Below are 14,956 nucleotides of genomic sequence, written 5' to 3' on the forward strand. Positions count from 1 at the left end.
GCTCCGGAGCAGCGCGGTGCTCCTTCGTTGTTGCGGCTGGCCGGCGTCGGACGGATCGGCGCCGAGGCCGACGCCGACAGCATCGACCGTTCCGGCCGTCTCCTCGACGTACGTCATCAGCGGCTCCCCGGCCGCCACGAGGCCGAGGCCGCGCTCGACACCGCCGCCGCGATGGGTTTCCGCCCGCGTCCCGGGGACGACGGCCGGCTGCGCGTTCTGCCGCCTCCCGACACGATCGCCCTGACCGGCAACGGCCCGTATCTCGTCGTCCACCCCGGAGCCGACGCACCCGACCGTGCCTGGAGTCCCGAACGCTGGGCCGAGGCCGTGGCCCTCCTCGTCGAGGCGGGCCACCGCGTCGTCGTCACCGGCGGCCCCGGCGAGACGGAGCTCACCCGGCGGGTCAGCGGGGACGTGGCGGTGGACCTCGGCGGCAGGACCGCGCTGCGCACCCTGGCGGGCGTCCTGCGCTCGGCCGACGTCGTGACGAGCGGCACCACCGGCCCCGCCCACCTGGCCGCGGCCGTCAGAACACCGGTGGTGTCCCTGTGCACGCCCGTCGTTCCGGCGGAGCCGTGGGGGCCGTACGGCGTCCCGAGCCTGCCTCTCGGCGATCGGGCCGTGCCCGGCGCGGACAGCCGGGCCCGGCACAGCGACGTCCCCGGTCGTCCGGGCCTCGACGAGGTCACCGGCCAGGACGTGGTGTGCGCGGTGCAGAAACTCATCACGGAGCATGCCTGACCCGTCGCATGCCTTGCCCTCGACCTGACTTCAGGACCCGGGCTCGGCAGGCTGAGCACGGCTTCACCCAGCTCAGTACTGGCTGCTGCGCAACCTGTCGAAGAACGACCTCTCCCCCGACGGCCACGGCAGATGATCCGGAACACCGGCAAAGCCATGAGCTGAGAGCACAAAGTAGGACGGAGTAGGTTGGCCACCGTGGTGGTGGGCACGGAAGGGACCCGGCTGATCGTCCTGCGGGGCAACAGCGCTTCGGGCAAGTCGAGCGTGGCGGCCGGCATCCGGGACCGTTTCGGCCGCGGCCTGGCCATCGTCGGCCAGGACAACCTCCGCCGGATCGTGCTGAGGGAGAGAGACCTGCCCGGCGCGGCGAACATCGGCCTCATCGACACCGTCGCCCGATACGCCCTGGACGCCGGATATCACGTCGTCCTGGAGGGCATCCTGTACGCCGACCGCTACGGCGAGATGCTCGCGCGGCTGCGCGCCGACCACCGCGGCCCGACCCACGGCTACTACCTGCACGTGCCGTTCGGCGAAACCCTCGTACGCCACGCCACCAAGCCGATCGCCGAGGAGGTCGGCGAGAGGGACCTGCGCGACTGGTACCGGGAACTCGATCTGCTGCCCGGCGACGTCGAGACCGTCATCGGCACCGACAGCACCCTGCCCGAGACCGTCGACCGCATCATGCTCGATACCGGCCTGGCCGGCCGTCCCGCACTCGATCGCTGAACTCCCCGGCCCGGCACCGGTCGCGAGCCGAACACAGGTCGATCAGGAGGCGGCTCGGGGCAGTACGCCGACACGGGCGAGGCCGCCGAGCCAGGCCGCGGAAGGCTTGGGGGTGCGTTCGAAGGTGTCGGGGTCGACGGAGATGAGGCCGAAGGTGGGTTTGTAGGAGCCCCATTCGTAGTTGTCGAGTGCGCTCCAGTGGAGGTAGCCGCGTACGTCGAGGCCGTCCTCCAGGGCGGCGGAGACTGCCTGGAGCGCGCCGGTGGTGTAGTCGATGCGGCGTGTGTCGTCGTCGGTGGCGATGCCGTTCTCGGTGACGATCAGGGGTACGTCGCCGACGATCCCGGCGGTGTGGCGCAGGGCGTATCCGATGGCTTGCGGGTAGTACTCCCAGCCGGTGAGGGTGCGTTCGGCGTCCTCGGGCCCCGGGATGGGACCGTCGGTGGTGATCCTGGTGCGGGTGTAGGACTGGACGCCGATCCAGTCGTCGTCGCGGGCGGCTTCGATGAAGACGTCTTCGCGGGGGTGGCTGTAGGCGGCGGTGGCGGCTTCGGCACCGGGGAGGGCCTGGTAGACCTGGTTGGCGATCGACCAACCGACCTGGATGTCCGCGGAGATCGCCTTGACGGCGGCCGTGGCGCGGTGGTGGGCCTGGATCAGGGCGTCGGTGGTGGCCTTGTCGGGCAGCGGGAGGCCCGCCGCGGGCGGTGCCTCGGTGCCCAGTTCACGGACGGCGCCGGCGACCGCGATCATGTTGGGCTCGTTGATGGTGCACACGTGCCGTACGCCGGTGCCGATGACCGGCGCGGTGGCGCGCACGTACCGCTCGAACAGGTCCACCGCCCCGTCCGCGGTCCAGCCGCCGCGCTCGGCGAACCAGCGCGGGACGGTGAAGTGGTGGAGGGTGACCATCGGGCGCAGGCCGCGTTCGATCGCCCCCTCGACCATGCGCCGGTAGTGGGCGATCTCGGCCTTGGAGAAGTGGCCGGGTGCGGGTTCGATGCGGGCCCATTCGATGCTGAAGCGGTAGGCGGTGAAGCCGAGTTCGGCGAGCAGGTCCATGTCCTCGCGCCACCGGTGATAGCTGTCGGCGGCGTCACCGCTGGGCTCGGCGACGGAGCCGCCGCTGTGTTCCGTCTGCCACCAGTCGCTGTTGACGTTGTTGCCCTCGATCTGGTGGGCGGCGGTGGAGGCCCCCCACAGGAAGCCGTCGGGGAAGCGGAGACCGTCGGCGGTGACGTTCACGGCGGGCATGACTGGGCCTTTCCGGAGGGGAGTTCGGGTCAGCGCGGTGACGGGCCGGGCCAGATGGCCGAGGCGTCGTCGCGGTGCGGGTCGGGCAGCCGGATCGGGCGGACGGGGACGGTGCGTTCGCGTCCTTCGCTGACGGCCGTCCACGGGGCGGGGTGCCCGGAGTAGCACAGGGTCGTGAGGGCGAAGACGTTGTCGGCGTAGACCTCGACGTACTCACCGATGGTGAGGATGCGCAGCGTGGCGGCGGGGTCCGTCAGGACGGTCTCGCCGAGCCGGGTCCCGTCGGGGCCCGTGACCCAGAGGTTCTTGCCGTCGCAGCCCACGGTGAGGGCGGGACGGTCGCTGTCCGGGGTGTGAGTGCGCAGGGTGATCTCGACGGGCCCGGTTATGCCGATGTCGCCGACCGCGTGCAGGGCGGGGCGGTCGGTCTCCTCGCCGAGCCAGGCGTTCAGGCCCGGCCACCATTCGAGGCGGGGGGCCGAATCGCCCTGCACCACAAGTGACTTCGGCTGGGTGAGCATGCCGCGGCAGCGCTCCCCGGTGTCGCTGAGGCCGACCTTGCGGGGCGTGGTGTGCAGTACGACGCGGGTGCCGTCGGGGGCGGGGATGACCCGCGGGGCGTAGGACCCAGTGGGTCCGAGGGGGCCGCGACGCGTCCAGGGACCGCGCAACCGAGGGGCCGTCCACGCCTCGAAGCCGCGGGTGGCGCCGATGGAGCCGAGCAGCAGCCAGCTGCCGTCGTCGAGGCGTTCGAGGACCGGGCACTCCAACTCGTCGATGTCGCCAGGTGAGATGAGCGGCGGGTGGACGGTCCAGTGCTCCAGGTCGTCGGAGGTGGCCCAGGCGACGCAGCCGCCGACCTCCACCGGGAGGGAGGCATCGCTGGCGCAGACGGCCATGACCCAGCCGTCCGACGCGTCGTCACGTACGACGAACGGGTCGCGCCAGCCCATGCGTTCGCCGGTGCGGTACCAGCGCGGGTCCGCCTCGACGACCGGCGCGGTGCCGTGGCGCCGCCAGCCCGTGCCGTCGGTGCGGTCGGAGTACGCCAGTCCGACCGACTGGAGCGGCCAGCCGCCCGGTGTGAGACCGGAGACGCCCGTGTAGAACATCGCCATTCCGTCGCCGTGCCGGAAAGGGTGCATCGTCCACACCGCCTGCTGGTCGAAGCGACCGGGCAGGCCGTTGCCGAAGGCGGTGCCCTGGGGCTGCCAGTGGACCAGGTCGGCGGAGGTGGCCCGGCCGTAGGAGGTCTCCATCCGCAGATGGTCGAACTCCGGTGTCCAGGGGCCCTGCAGGTGCAGCACCGCGTACGTGCCGTCCTCGTCGCGCAGGAGGGCGAAGTCGTTCACGCAGAGGCCGGGCGGGGCGTATCGCATGCACAGGTCCTGTCGGCTCCACAGCGCCCAAACGTGTGCGCTGACGCTTGATAACAAAGAGGTCTCTTGCAGATCGGCCCAAGTAAATATGAACGCAAACGCTTGCGCAACAAGATGGTCGGGTTTACGGTCACGTCACCCACAGATCACACCGAAGTGAAATCAACGGGAGGAATGCGCCGTGACGGCCAGCATCACCGATGTCGCCCGCGCCGCCGGAGTCTCGGCGTCCACCGTCTCCCGCGCCCTGCGCGGCCGGCCGGGGGTGTCCGAGGAAGTGCGGGCGCAGATCGCCGCTGTCGCCGCCCGGCTCGGCTACACCGCCTCGCGTTCCGCGTCGAGCCTGGCCAGCGGGCGTACCTTCACCATCGGCATCGTGGTGCCGTACGTGGGCCGCTGGTTCTTCGGCACCGTGGTGGACGCCGCCGAGAAGGAGTTCAGCGCCGCCGGGTACGACGTGCTGCTGTACAACCTGGGTTCGCCGGAGACACGCAAGCGTTTCTTCACCAGGCTGCCGGTCCGCAAGCGGGTGGACGCTGTGCTGTCGCTCCTCATCCCTGACGAGGAGGAGTCGGCCGCACTGCGCTCACTGGGGGTGCCGATGGCCTCCACGGTCGGCGGCACCCGGCCCGGCTTCACCGTCGTCGGCATCGACGACCGGGCCGGCGCCGAGAGCGCCGTACGGCATCTGGTCAACCTCGGCCACCGCCGGATCGGCATGATCAGCGGAACCAGCGGGCCGCTGCACTGGACCACCCCCATCGAGCGGCGCAACGCCTACCTGGACGTCCTGAGCGACGCAGGCATCGAGCACGACGCGGCCCTGGAGGCGGACGGCGACTACACCGTCGAGGGCGGCGAGCGGGCCATGACCGAACTGCTGGCCGTCTCCCGTCCGCCGACCGCCGTGTTCGCGCAGTCCGACGAGATGGCGATGGGCGCCCTGCGGGCCCTGCGGCGCCACCGGCTGAGGGTGCCGCAGGACGTGTCCGTCGTCGGCTTCGACGACCACGAACTCGCCGACGTGGTCGGCCTGACCACGGTCGCCCAGCCGGTCGCCGCGCAGGGCGCCGAGGCCGCCCGGCTGCTGCTGCGTCAGCTGGACGAGCCCGACGCCGAACCACCCGCCGAGCAGGTGCAGATGCCCATCCGCCTCGTCCTGCGCGAGACCACCGCCCCGCCGCGCCCGCGCGGACCGCAGTAACTCCCCGAGCCCCACATCCGCATGTCCGGACAGTACGTCAGCACGCCGAACCCTCGCCACAGCACGGAGGCACAGCCATGAGCTCGACCAGCAGAAAGTACCGCCGCACCGCCTGTACGGGCCTGGCCCTCCTCCCCCTGGTGGCGCTGGCCGCCTGCGGCGGAAGTGGCGGCACCGATGCCTCCGCCGAGGCCGGGAGCGGCAAGGGCACCATCAGTGTCTGGGCCCACCAGGGCCAGAAGAACGAGACCAGCGCGCTGCAGGACGCGGTGAAGTCCTTCAACTCCTCGCAGAGCGAGATCAAGGTCGACCTGAAGCTGATACCCGATGCCGACTACACCAAGGTCATCACGGCCACCGACGCCTCCGAACTGCCGGACGTGATGGAGTTCGACGGCCCGACCATGGCCAACTTCGTCTACAACAAGAAGCTGGCGCCGATCGACACGTACGTCTCCGCCAAGACCATGGACAACGCCACCGACGCGAACAAGGCGCAGGGCGAGGTCGACGGCAAGCATTACGGCCTGGGCATGTTCGACTCCGGGCTCGGGATCTACGGCAACAGGAAGCTGCTCGACGCGGCCGGGGTGAAGTACCCGACCGGCCTGTCCGACGACTGGACGGCCGCTCAGTTCACCGCCGCGCTCAAGGCCCTGAAGGCCAAGGACTCCGACGGCAAGACCCTCGACCTCCAGGAGAGCGGCGGCTACGCCAACGAGTGGGGCACCTACGGCTTCGCACCGATCGTCTGGTCCGCCGGAGGCTCCCTCCTCAAGGACGGCAAGGCGGAGGGCGCCCTGGACACCCCGGCCGTGGTCTCGGCCATGAAGACCTTCCAGTCCTGGAAGACGTACGTCGACCCCAACACCGACGGCAACGCCTTCGCCAAGGGCCGCGTCGCCCTGAGCTGGGTCGGCCACTGGATGTACCCCGCCTACAGCGAGGCTCTCGGTGACGACCTCGTCGTGCTGCCGCTGCCCGACTTCGGCAACGGCCCCAAGACCGGTCAGGGCTCCTGGGCCTGGGGCATCGGCGCCGACACCAAGAACGCCAAGGCCGCCGGCACCTTCCTGGACACCCTCCTGGACGACACCAACGTCACCGCCATGACGACGGCCAACGGAGCGGTGCCCGCCACCAGGACAGCGCTCGCCAAGAGCAGCCTCTACAAGCCGGGCGGCCCGCTCCAGCTCTACGCCGACCAGCTCGCCAAGCCGTGCGGCGACAAGGACATCACCAAGTCCTGCGTCGCCGTCACCCGCCCGGTGACCGCCGGCTACCCCGTGATCACGTCGAAGTTCAGCGAGGCCCTGAACTCCATCTACGGCGGCGCCGACCCGAAGAGCGCCCTGGAGAAGGCCGCCCGCGCCATCGACCAGGACTTCTCCGACAACGCCGGCTACCAGATCCCGTAGGACCCATCGGCCGGGGCGGGAGCGCGCACACCGCACCCGCCCCGCCGGGAACAGGACCCTCCCGTGACATCCGTGGAACCCGCGCACACCGCGCTGCCCGGCCCGGAGCAGGCCCCATCCACCTCCGTGAAACCCGCGCCGTCGACGCGATCGACACGGCCGGGCCGCAAGAACCGCGACTGGCTGCACGGACTGCTCATGTCCGCCCCGGCCGTCGTCGGACTCATCGCCTTCGTCGGCGTCCCGTTCGGCTACGCCGTCGTCCTCTCCTTCTACAACGTCCGCCTCGGCTCCCCGCTGGAACCGACCTGGTTCGGGATCGAGCAGTACCGGCGGCTGTTCACCGACCCGGACCTGTCCGGCCCGTTCCTGCGGGCGCTGCTGAACAACCTGACCTTCGCCACGGTCGTCGTACCCGTGCAGACGGCTCTGGCGCTGGCCCTGGCGATCCTGCTCAACCGCAAGCTCAAGGCCATCGGATTCTTCCGGTCCCTCTTCTTCATGCCGGTGGTCTTCCCGATGGCGCTGGTCGCCGTGATCTGGCGCCTCATCCTCGCCCGCAGCGACCAGGGCATGCTCAACTCCGCGCTGGACGCGGTCAGTTTCGGCAACTGGGGTGCCTTCGACTGGCTCGGCGACGGCGCCACCGCGATGGCCTCGATCATCGTGCTCTCCATCTGGCAGGGCGTCGGCTTCCAGATGGTCATCCTGCTCGCCGGCCTCCAGCAGATCCCGGGCGAGCTCTACGAGGCCGCCGAACTCGACCGCGCCTCCCGCTGGCAGCAGTTCCGCCACGTCACCCTGCCCGGCATCCGCGGCACCCTGGTCTTCGTCGCGATGCTCACCTCGGTGCTCTCCTTCCGGGTCTTCGACCAGGTGTACGTCCTCGTCCGCGGCGGCGGCCTGGACGAGGACGCCACCCGCACCGTGATGTACCAGGCCGTCACCACGGCCTTCGACCAGAACAACATCGGCCAGGCGTCCGCGATCACCGTCGTCTTCTTCCTGATCGTCGTCGTCCTGACGCTCATCCAGCGCCGCGTCGTCCGGCCCGGAAACGAGGACTGACCCATGGGCACGACCCCTACGGCCCTGCGCCGCTTCCTGGACTACGCCGTACTCAGCGTGCTGGCCTTCGTCTTCGTACTGCCGGTGATCTACCTGTTCCTGGGCAGCCTCAAGCCGTCCGACGAGGTCCTGAACGGCCTGTCCGGATTCCTCCCGACCAACCTCTCCTTCGACAACTACACGGCCGTCCTCGACAGCCTCGACTCCGACAGCACCGGCTACTTCTGGCGCTTCATGGGCGTCTCACTGCTGCTGGCGTTCGTGGTGGTGACAGGCGGCCTGTTCGTCAACTCCATGGCGGCGTACGGGCTTTCACGGCTCAAGTGGCGCGGCCGGAACGCCGTCTTCACGCTCGTCCTGCTGCTGATGCTGGTCCCGTTCGAGTCGGTGGCCGTACCGCTCTTCTACATGTTCAACGACCAGCGCAACACCCTCTACATCCTGGCGCTCCCGTTCATCGCCAACGCCTTCTCGGTCTACCAGTTCCACACGTTCTTCCGCTCGATCCCGCCGAGCATCGAGGAAGCGGCCCGGATCGACGGCGCCGGCCCCTGGCGCACCTTCTTCGCGATCATCGTCCCCATGTCGAAGCCGGCCTTCGCCTCGGTCGCGATCCTCACCTTCCTCATCCAGTGGGGATCGTTCCTGTGGCCGGTGCTGATGGTCTCCGACCCGTCGGTCCGCCCGCTCCCCCTGGAGATGAGCGTCTTCCAGGGCCAACAGCCCCCGGACTGGGGCCAGATCCTCGCCTTCGGCGTCCTCCTGGTCCTGCCCGTCCTGATCGTCTTCGCCTTCTTCCAGCGGTGGTTCGTCCAGGGCGTCGCCAGCTCCGCCGTCAAGGGCTGAGCGAGAGCCGGCGACGTGCGCGCCTCGGCAGGACCGCATCGGTGTGCGGTCCGGACGGGCTCCGACGCGCCGGGCAACTCCTCGACCCGGGACTCGTCGAGCTCGGCGGGTCTGGACGAAATGGGCTGGTTGCCGCCACCTTCGACGACGGCAATCGACTGGGCCGGGGTCTCCTCTTGAACCCGAGACGGCGCACGGGAAGATGGCCCTGGACCTGACGTGGTTGCGGGCGCCTCCTGGGGAAGTGAGCGGCAGAGTCCCAAGTCCCCTTGGTACGGTGCACCGATGTCAGCGATCAAGAAGTTCCAGGTCACCTTTGACTGCGCGGAACCTGAGCGTCTCGCTCGTTTCTGGTGCGAGGTGTTGGGGTACGTCGTCCCACCGCCACCGGAGGGGTTTGCCACTTGGGACGATTTCAAGCGTTCGCAGCCACCTGAGGAGCGGGATTCATGGTTCGCCTGCATAGATCCCTCAGGTGTGGGCCCGCGGCTGTACTTCCAGCGCGTCCCCGAAGGGAAGACCGTCAAGAACCGGGTGCATCTTGATGTGCGGGTCGGCACCGGACTCGTGGGTGAAGAACGCCTCGCCGTACTCGAGGCCGAATGCGCACGCCTGATCCCGCTCGGCGCGGTACACGTGCGAACGCTGTATGACGGCAATGATTCGTGCATCCCGATGCTGGACATCGAGGGCAACGAGTTCTGCATCGACTGAGCGTATGCCGGTACTCCGGTAGCCGCCGTTCGATCCCCTCCAGGTGCGGGTGCACTGCCGACTGACCTGGTTGTCACGCGGCAGCCGGAGCCGTTGAGGCGATCGAGCCTTGGATCGACATCGCCGTTTCGGTGTTCACCGCCTCGGCGCCCCAACTCGCCTGTTCCAGCCGCTTCAGTATCAGGTCTTCGACGATGAGCTGGTCCTGCTGCATGAGCCCTCTTCCCGTTCCCGCCGGTGTCGGCACCGGCGAACTGCTGACTTGCCCATCAGGAAAGTCAAAGATAACTTTCCACCTAGGAAAGTAAAGCGGTGACGGGAGGGCAAGGGACGTGAGTGCGCCGGTGGATGCCGAACAGGCATGGAGAGACCTGCAGCGCATCCGAGTGCCGCAGGAGCGGGTGTACGACGAGGTGGAGCGGTCCGCTGCGGGCGGCTCGGGAACCCTCTGGGCCACGGCCGCGCTCATGTGGCTCTTCCTGGCCGGGCTGGGCCTGGACCTGCCCGGGTGGGGCGTGGGGCTGGTCATCGTCGCGTACGTCGCGCTGCTGAGCGTGCTGGCCGTGCTCCACAACCGTCGGAGCCGGGTGCGCCTGCACCACACCCGGTGCACCCGGCGGATGTTCGCCACCTTCGTCGCGGGAGCGGTGGTGACCGGCGGGACGACCCTGCTGTCCGGCCGGCTGGTCGATTCGCTGGAGCCGATGTCCGGCAGCCTGATCCAGGCCACGGTCTCGGCGACGGTGTTCGTGCTGTTCGTCGGGCCGACGAGCCGCTGGGCGGCCGGGTCGGCGCGGGGTCACGGCACGCGGACGGCAGGCACGGGAACAGCGGGCACAGGGGCGGACCGATGAGCATCCCCGCCGGCTTCGACGAACTGATCCACCCCGCCACCCGGCTGTCTGTGGTCGCGCTGCTCGCCGCCACCGAATGGGCGGACTTCGCGTTCGTCCGGGACAGCCTCTCGCTCAGTGACTCCGCGCTCTCCAAACAGCTGCACACCCTGGAGGAGGCCGGATATCTGGAGCTCCACAAGGAGGGCGGCGGCCGCAAGCGGCGCACCAGGGTACGGCTGACCGACCGCGGCCGCACCGCCTTCGAGGGGCACGTCGCGGCACTCCGGGCGATCGTCGAGGGCGCCGGTCCCCCGGCGTCGACCGAAACACCTCCTCAACAGCGACACCCGTCGGGGGCCGGACGATGACGCCGAAGGACACACACGCCCAGCCCGTCGTCCATGCGCGCGACGTGACGATGACGTACGGCGACATCGACGTCCTCCGCGGCGTCGACCTGGACATCCACCGCGGCGAGGTCTTCGCTCTGCTCGGACCCAACGGCGCCGGGAAGACCACCACGGTCGAAATCCTGGAGGGCTTCCGGCGGCGTTCCGCCGGTGAGGTGAGCGTCCTCGGTACGGACCCGGAGCGGGGCGGAGACGCTTGGCGCGGCCGGATCGGACTGGTCCTGCAGTCCTGGCGCGACCACCGCCGCTGGCGGGTCGCCGAGCTGCTGACGCATTTCGCGACGTACTACCCCGACCCTCGCGACCCGGCCGAACTGCTGGCCCTGGTCGGCCTCACCGACCAGGCCGGCCGGCAGGTGGGCCGGCTGTCCGGTGGCCAGCGCCGACGGCTGGACGTCGCGCTCGGCATCGTCGGCCGCCCCGAACTCCTCTTCCTGGACGAGCCGACCACCGGCTTCGACCCTCAGGCGCGGCACGAGTTCCACGTCCTGGTCGAACGGCTGGCCCGCGACGAGGGCGTAACCGTCCTCCTCACCACCCACGACCTGGTGGAGGCCGAGCGGCTCGCCGACCGGATCGCCATGCTGGTCGGCGGCCGGATCCGGGCCTGTGGCACGCCCGCGGAACTGGCCCGGCGGGCCGCCGCCCAGGCCGAGGTCCGCTGGACGGCCGACGACGGGACGTCCCGACGCGAACGCACCGAGGACCCCTCACAGCTGGTCTGGGAACTCCACCGGCACGCGGACGGCCCGATCGCCGACCTGGAGGTCCGCCGCCCGACGCTGGAGGACACGTACCTGCACATGGTGCACCGGGAAGCCGACGGCACGGACGGGGACGCGGACAGGGACGGGGACGCGGACGGGGAGGCACAGGCCGCATGAAGGGGACACCCATGACGAACGGTTGGCCGCGTGCCGGCCTCCAGCGCGGCGGCATCGAGCTGCGGCATTTCCTGCGCAACGGCAAGGAGATGTCCGGCCACCTGACCAACGTGGTCGTCGCGCTGATCGTCGCCGCCTACATCAGCGACGACGTGCCCGGCACCCGGACCCCGATGGCCCATCTGGTGCTGGCGGGCTTCGCCGCCTACCTGCTGTTCCAGATCGGGCTGATCAACCTCCCGCAGATACTCGTGACCGAGCGGGAGGAGGGCGCCCTGCTGCGGCTGCGCGCCACGCCCGGCGGGATACCGGCCTACCTCGTCGCCAAGTGCCTACTGGTGGTCGTCGTGGCGGTCGGCACCCTGGCCCTGCTCCTGGCGGCCGCGGCGCTGCTGCTGGACGGGCCACTGCCGCACGGACCGGACGACTGGCTGACGCTGCTGTGGGTCACCACGCTCGGGCTGCTCGCCGTCGTACCGCTCGGCGCGGCCATAGGCGCCGTACTGCCCAACCCCCGCGAGGCGCTGGCGTTGATCATGCTGCCGACGATGGGGCTCCTGATCACCTCCGGAACGGTGTTCCCGATCACCTCGCTGCCCGTTCCGGTCCAGCAGGTGGCCGCGGTCTTCCCGCTCAAGTGGATGGCACAGGGCCTGCGTTCGGCGCTGCTCCCCGACACGGCACGGACCGCCGAGGCGGCCGGTTCCTGGGAACTGCCCATGGTCGCCCTGGTCCTGACCGCCTGGGCGATCCTCGGGTTCCTCCTCGCGGTACCCCTGCTGCGCCGCGCCGCCCGCCGCGAGTCCGGCTCCCGCCTGTCCGCGCGCCACCGCAAGGCGGCAGAGAGCGGCGTGCTGCCCGGGTAGGCGGTCGACGCCACCCCCGACGACATACGGACCGGCGCTGCTGCGCTTCCTGATGCGGCTGACCCACGGCGACGTTCACCGCACCGAGGACGCAGCCGGGTATCGAGAGCCCCGCCTGTCAGGGCGCAGCCGGTGTCCTCATGGGCTGCGCGGGGATCCGGCGATGAATGTCCTCGAGGAGGTCCCGCATCGCCATGTGGAAGATTTCTGCCTGGTGTTCCACGACCGGCCCACTCAGCCCTTACGCTGCCTGCATTCGCCCCGATGCCGTGACTTACTGATTTCGGCGTTCAGGGTCCGGGGTCGCGCCTGGCCTGGCTTCGGCCACAGGGGTGAGCCGATCAGGCCGGTCGCCTGGTCGGCCTCGGTCTGCGCGGCCATCAGTCGAGCGCACGCAGCACCAGCCGGACAACTCCCGTAATACCTCGCGTGATCCACCCGAGCAGTCCTGACGCCACGGCGAGGTCGCCGGCGTCCGCGGCCGCGGACGCCCGGTCCGACTCCGAACGGCACCCAGAGCAGGAACGGGGCCAACGGCGCTTTCGCGCACCGCACTTCTCGCACATCCTCATGCCCCATTCTCCCCTGCCGCCGCCAGGCCCGTCCGGTAGGCGATGACGACGAGTTGCGCCCGGTCGCGGGCCTCCAGCTTCGTCATGGCGCGCTGCACGTGGGCGCGGACGGTGAAGGGGCTGAGGAACATCCGCTCGGCGATCTCCTGGTTGGACAGGCCGGTCGCGACCAGGGCCACCATCTCGCGTTCGCGCGGAGTGAGCACGGCGAGTTGTTCGGCGTGGTGCGGCTGGGCGTTGTCCGGTGTGGCCAGGAAACGGGCGACCAAGGAGCGGGTCGCGGCGGGGGACAGAAGCGTGTCGCCGTCGGCGATCGTACGGACGGCGTCCGCCAGTTCCTCGGCCCCGATGCCCTTGCCGATGAAGCCGCCGGCCCCAGCGCGCAGCGCCTGAGCGACGTACTCGTCGGTCTCGTACGTGGTGAGGATCAGGATGCGGCTGGCACGCAGTTCCGGGTCCGCGCAGATCTCCGACGTGGCGGTGAGACCGTCCGCTTCGGGCATACGGATGTCCATGACCACCACGTCAGGGCGCAGCTCCCGGGTGAGTCTCACCGCCTCCCTGCCGTCGCCGGCCTCACCGACCACGGTGATGTCGTCGGCGCTGTCGAGAAGCATCCGGAAGGCACCGCGCAGCAGGGCCTGATCGTCCGCGAGCAGAACCCTGAGCGTCACGGCGCATCCCCGGCCTCTCCGTCGCCCGTACGTCCGCCGCCCGCACGTCCGTCGCCTGTCGCTCCGTCGGCCATCCGCCCCTCCTCGGTGGTTGTCGCTCCGTCAGTGCTCGTGTCGCTCCGTGTCGTGTCCTTGACGGGCGGGAGGGGCAGCTGGGTGGAGACGAGGAAGCCGCCCTCCGGGCGCCTGCCCGCGGAGAGTTGTCCCCCGACCGCGGTGGCACGTTCCCGCATCCCGATCAGACCGTAACCGGGCGGACGGTCCGACAGCGCGGCCGCACTCGGTCCCGTGGACGCGGTCGACGCCGTACGGGCAATCACTCCGTCGTCGGCGACGGTGATGGTCACGCGATCGCGGTTCCAGGCGAGGTGCACCCGGGCGCTGCCGGTACCGGCGTGCTTGGTCACGTTGGTCAGGGCCTCCTGGACGATGCGGTAGGCGGTGAGGTCCACTCCCGGCGGCAGCGGCCTGGCCGTGCCCTCCTGGTGCACCGACACCTCCAGACCCGCGCGGCGGAAGGACTCGAGGAGCGTGGGAAGGCTGGAAAGGCCGGGCGCCGGTTCAACGGGCCCAGCCGCGTCCCCGGACTGACGCAGCAGACCGACCGTGGCCCGCAGTTCGTCGAGCGCGTGACCGGTGGTCTCGACGAGCTCCTTCAGGCTCTTGCGGGTCTGCTCCGGGCGGGCGTCGAAGAGGTGGGAGGCGACCGTGGCCTGCGCGTTGGCCAGGGTGATCTGATGGGCCACGAGGTCGTGCAGTTCCCGGGCGATGCGCACCCGTTCCTCGGCCACTCTGTGGCGCGCCTCGCTGTCCCGGCTCTCCTCGGCCCGCCGGGCCCGCTCCTCCACGGCCGCCAGGTAGGCCCGCCGGTTCCGCACCGAGTGACCGAGAACGCCGGCCACCAGCGGGAACGCCGCCACCGCTCCCACCCTGCTCGCGTCCTTCCACGAGAGGGCCCCGAACAAGGGGGTGGAGGCGACCAGCAGTGCCGCGGAGATGAGCAGCACCGCGCTCGCCGCGCGCCGTTCGTTGCGCACGGTGAGCGCGTACGAGTAGGCGGTGATCACGGCGGGGGCCACGATGAGCGGGCTCAACAGGAGGCCGAGTACCGGCCCCAGCACGCCGCACGCGGTCGTGACCACCATGGTGGCCAGGGGCGCCCGGTGCCGCACCGGCAGCGCGGCACAGGACACCACGGCGATGAGGTAGGCGGCGGCAGACGGCGGTGACAGCGTGCTGCCGTCGTCCTGCACCACGCCGCCGAGCAGGCAGAGCGCGAACGCCGCCGCCGTGACCGCTGCCTCCCGCCACCACGTGCCGCGTGATCGCGGGCCACCGCCACCCGTGTCCGTCAT

General features: G+C 70.4%; 15 protein-coding genes and 2 pseudogenes. 12 read left to right on the forward strand and 5 right to left on the reverse strand.

All coding sequences use genetic code 11. The features are described 5' to 3' along the window. Nucleotides 1-27: 27 nt before the first annotated feature. The 3 genes and pseudogenes from OG252_RS08460 to OG252_RS08470 form a co-directional block, all read left to right on the forward strand. Nucleotides 28-741 (forward strand): annotated as a pseudogene (locus OG252_RS08460) (glycosyltransferase family 9 protein); the annotation flags it as partial. Between the two features lie 35 nt (nt 742-776). Beyond that, nucleotides 777-871 (forward strand): annotated as a pseudogene (locus tag OG252_RS08465) (MarR family transcriptional regulator); the annotation flags it as partial. A gap of 59 nt (nt 872-930) precedes the next feature. Further along, nucleotides 931-1,476 carry a kinase gene (locus OG252_RS08470; protein ID WP_266450889.1) on the forward strand — a complete coding sequence of 182 codons (546 nt, stop codon included), beginning with the start codon at nt 931-933 and terminating at the stop codon, nt 1,474-1,476. A gap of 42 nt (nt 1,477-1,518) precedes the next feature. Here the strand turns inward: OG252_RS08470 and OG252_RS08475 are convergent, their stop codons facing one another. Together OG252_RS08475 and OG252_RS08480 are read right to left on the reverse strand one after the other, a co-directional pair. After that, entirely contained in the window at nt 1,519-2,730 is a 1,212-nt protein-coding gene (locus OG252_RS08475; protein ID WP_329334920.1) for a glycoside hydrolase family 1 protein, read from the reverse strand. Nucleotides 2,731-2,759: 29 nt separating this feature from the next. Beyond that, nucleotides 2,760-4,109: a mucin-1 gene (locus OG252_RS08480; protein WP_329334922.1), complete on the reverse strand. Its 1,350-nt coding sequence runs from the start codon at nt 4,107-4,109 to the stop codon at nt 2,760-2,762. A gap of 181 nt (nt 4,110-4,290) precedes the next feature. On the opposite strand from OG252_RS08480, the gene OG252_RS08485 reads away from it, so the two are divergent. From OG252_RS08485 to OG252_RS08505, 5 genes are all read left to right on the forward strand, one after another. Then, nucleotides 4,291-5,313: a LacI family DNA-binding transcriptional regulator gene (locus OG252_RS08485; RefSeq protein WP_266450885.1), complete on the forward strand. Its 1,023-nt coding sequence runs from the start codon at nt 4,291-4,293 to the stop codon at nt 5,311-5,313. A 77-nt stretch (nt 5,314-5,390) separates the two neighbouring features. Then, nucleotides 5,391-6,731 carry an ABC transporter substrate-binding protein gene (locus tag OG252_RS08490; protein ID WP_329334923.1) on the forward strand — a complete coding sequence of 447 codons (1,341 nt, stop codon included), beginning with the start codon at nt 5,391-5,393 and terminating at the stop codon, nt 6,729-6,731. Nucleotides 6,732-6,794: 63 nt separating this feature from the next. Next, entirely contained in the window at nt 6,795-7,799 is a 1,005-nt protein-coding gene (locus tag OG252_RS08495; protein ID WP_329334925.1) for a carbohydrate ABC transporter permease, read from the forward strand. Nucleotides 7,800-7,802: 3 nt separating this feature from the next. After that, nucleotides 7,803-8,645 (forward strand): carbohydrate ABC transporter permease, encoded by an 843-nt coding sequence (locus tag OG252_RS08500; protein ID WP_329334927.1) that lies wholly within the window; start codon nt 7,803-7,805, stop codon nt 8,643-8,645. Between the two features lie 285 nt (nt 8,646-8,930). Continuing rightward, nucleotides 8,931-9,359, forward strand: a complete 429-nt coding sequence (locus OG252_RS08505) for a VOC family protein (RefSeq protein WP_329334929.1) — start codon at nt 8,931-8,933, stop codon at nt 9,357-9,359. Between the two features lie 73 nt (nt 9,360-9,432). Here the strand turns inward: OG252_RS08505 and OG252_RS08510 are convergent, their stop codons facing one another. After that, nucleotides 9,433-9,573 (reverse strand): hypothetical protein, encoded by a 141-nt coding sequence (locus tag OG252_RS08510; RefSeq protein WP_329334931.1) that lies wholly within the window; start codon nt 9,571-9,573, stop codon nt 9,433-9,435. A gap of 118 nt (nt 9,574-9,691) precedes the next feature. Here OG252_RS08510 and OG252_RS08515 point away from each other — a divergent pair, with 118 nt between their 5' ends. From OG252_RS08515 to OG252_RS08530, 4 genes are read left to right on the forward strand one after another with little or no spacing between them, the layout of a single operon-like run. After that, entirely contained in the window at nt 9,692-10,213 is a 522-nt protein-coding gene (locus OG252_RS08515; RefSeq protein ID WP_329334933.1) for a hypothetical protein, read from the forward strand. Continuing rightward, nucleotides 10,210-10,563 carry a transcriptional regulator gene (locus OG252_RS08520; RefSeq protein ID WP_266450870.1) on the forward strand — a complete coding sequence of 118 codons (354 nt, stop codon included), beginning with the start codon at nt 10,210-10,212 and terminating at the stop codon, nt 10,561-10,563. Before OG252_RS08515 ends, OG252_RS08520 begins: the two co-directional genes overlap by 4 nt. Continuing rightward, complete coding sequence (locus tag OG252_RS08525; protein ID WP_329334935.1) at nt 10,560-11,489, forward strand: ABC transporter ATP-binding protein; 930 nt, start codon at nt 10,560-10,562, stop codon at nt 11,487-11,489. The genes OG252_RS08520 and OG252_RS08525 overlap by 4 nt, the downstream gene beginning before the upstream one ends. 11 nt (nt 11,490-11,500) lie before the next feature. Then, on the forward strand, nt 11,501-12,355 hold the full coding sequence (locus tag OG252_RS08530) for an ABC transporter permease (RefSeq protein ID WP_329334937.1): 855 nt from the start codon (nt 11,501-11,503) through the stop codon (nt 12,353-12,355). A 568-nt stretch (nt 12,356-12,923) separates the two neighbouring features. On the opposite strand, the gene OG252_RS08535 is transcribed toward OG252_RS08530, so the two are convergent. Further along, nucleotides 12,924-13,601: a response regulator transcription factor gene (locus OG252_RS08535; RefSeq protein ID WP_266450866.1), complete on the reverse strand. Its 678-nt coding sequence runs from the start codon at nt 13,599-13,601 to the stop codon at nt 12,924-12,926. Continuing rightward, nucleotides 13,598-14,956: a sensor histidine kinase gene (locus tag OG252_RS08540; protein WP_329334939.1), complete on the reverse strand. Its 1,359-nt coding sequence runs from the start codon at nt 14,954-14,956 to the stop codon at nt 13,598-13,600. The genes OG252_RS08535 and OG252_RS08540 overlap by 4 nt, the downstream gene beginning before the upstream one ends.

The sequence above is a fragment of the Streptomyces sp. NBC_01352 genome (genome assembly GCF_036237295.1).
GTDB classification, from domain to species: domain Bacteria; phylum Actinomycetota; class Actinomycetes; order Streptomycetales; family Streptomycetaceae; genus Streptomyces; species Streptomyces plumbiresistens.

Bases quoted from the DNA above. Each gene is read 5' to 3' on its own strand.
- OG252_RS08540 (WP_329334939.1), bottom strand. From the start codon at position 14,956: ATGACGGACACGGGTGGCGGTGGCCCGCGATCACGCGGCACGTGGTGG.
- OG252_RS08530 (WP_329334937.1), top strand. From the start codon at position 11,501: ATGACGAACGGTTGGCCGCGTGCCGGCCTCCAGCGCGGCGGCATCGAG.
- OG252_RS08500 (WP_329334927.1), top strand. From the start codon at position 7,803: ATGGGCACGACCCCTACGGCCCTGCGCCGCTTCCTGGACTACGCCGTA.
- OG252_RS08480 (WP_329334922.1), bottom strand. From the start codon at position 4,109: ATGCGATACGCCCCGCCCGGCCTCTGCGTGAACGACTTCGCCCTCCTG.
- OG252_RS08510 (WP_329334931.1), bottom strand. From the start codon at position 9,573: ATGCAGCAGGACCAGCTCATCGTCGAAGACCTGATACTGAAGCGGCTG.
- OG252_RS08490 (WP_329334923.1), top strand. From the start codon at position 5,391: ATGAGCTCGACCAGCAGAAAGTACCGCCGCACCGCCTGTACGGGCCTG.
- OG252_RS08525 (WP_329334935.1), top strand. From the start codon at position 10,560: ATGACGCCGAAGGACACACACGCCCAGCCCGTCGTCCATGCGCGCGAC.
- OG252_RS08520 (WP_266450870.1), top strand. From the start codon at position 10,210: ATGAGCATCCCCGCCGGCTTCGACGAACTGATCCACCCCGCCACCCGG.
- OG252_RS08505 (WP_329334929.1), top strand. From the start codon at position 8,931: ATGTCAGCGATCAAGAAGTTCCAGGTCACCTTTGACTGCGCGGAACCT.
- OG252_RS08475 (WP_329334920.1), bottom strand. From the start codon at position 2,730: ATGCCCGCCGTGAACGTCACCGCCGACGGTCTCCGCTTCCCCGACGGC.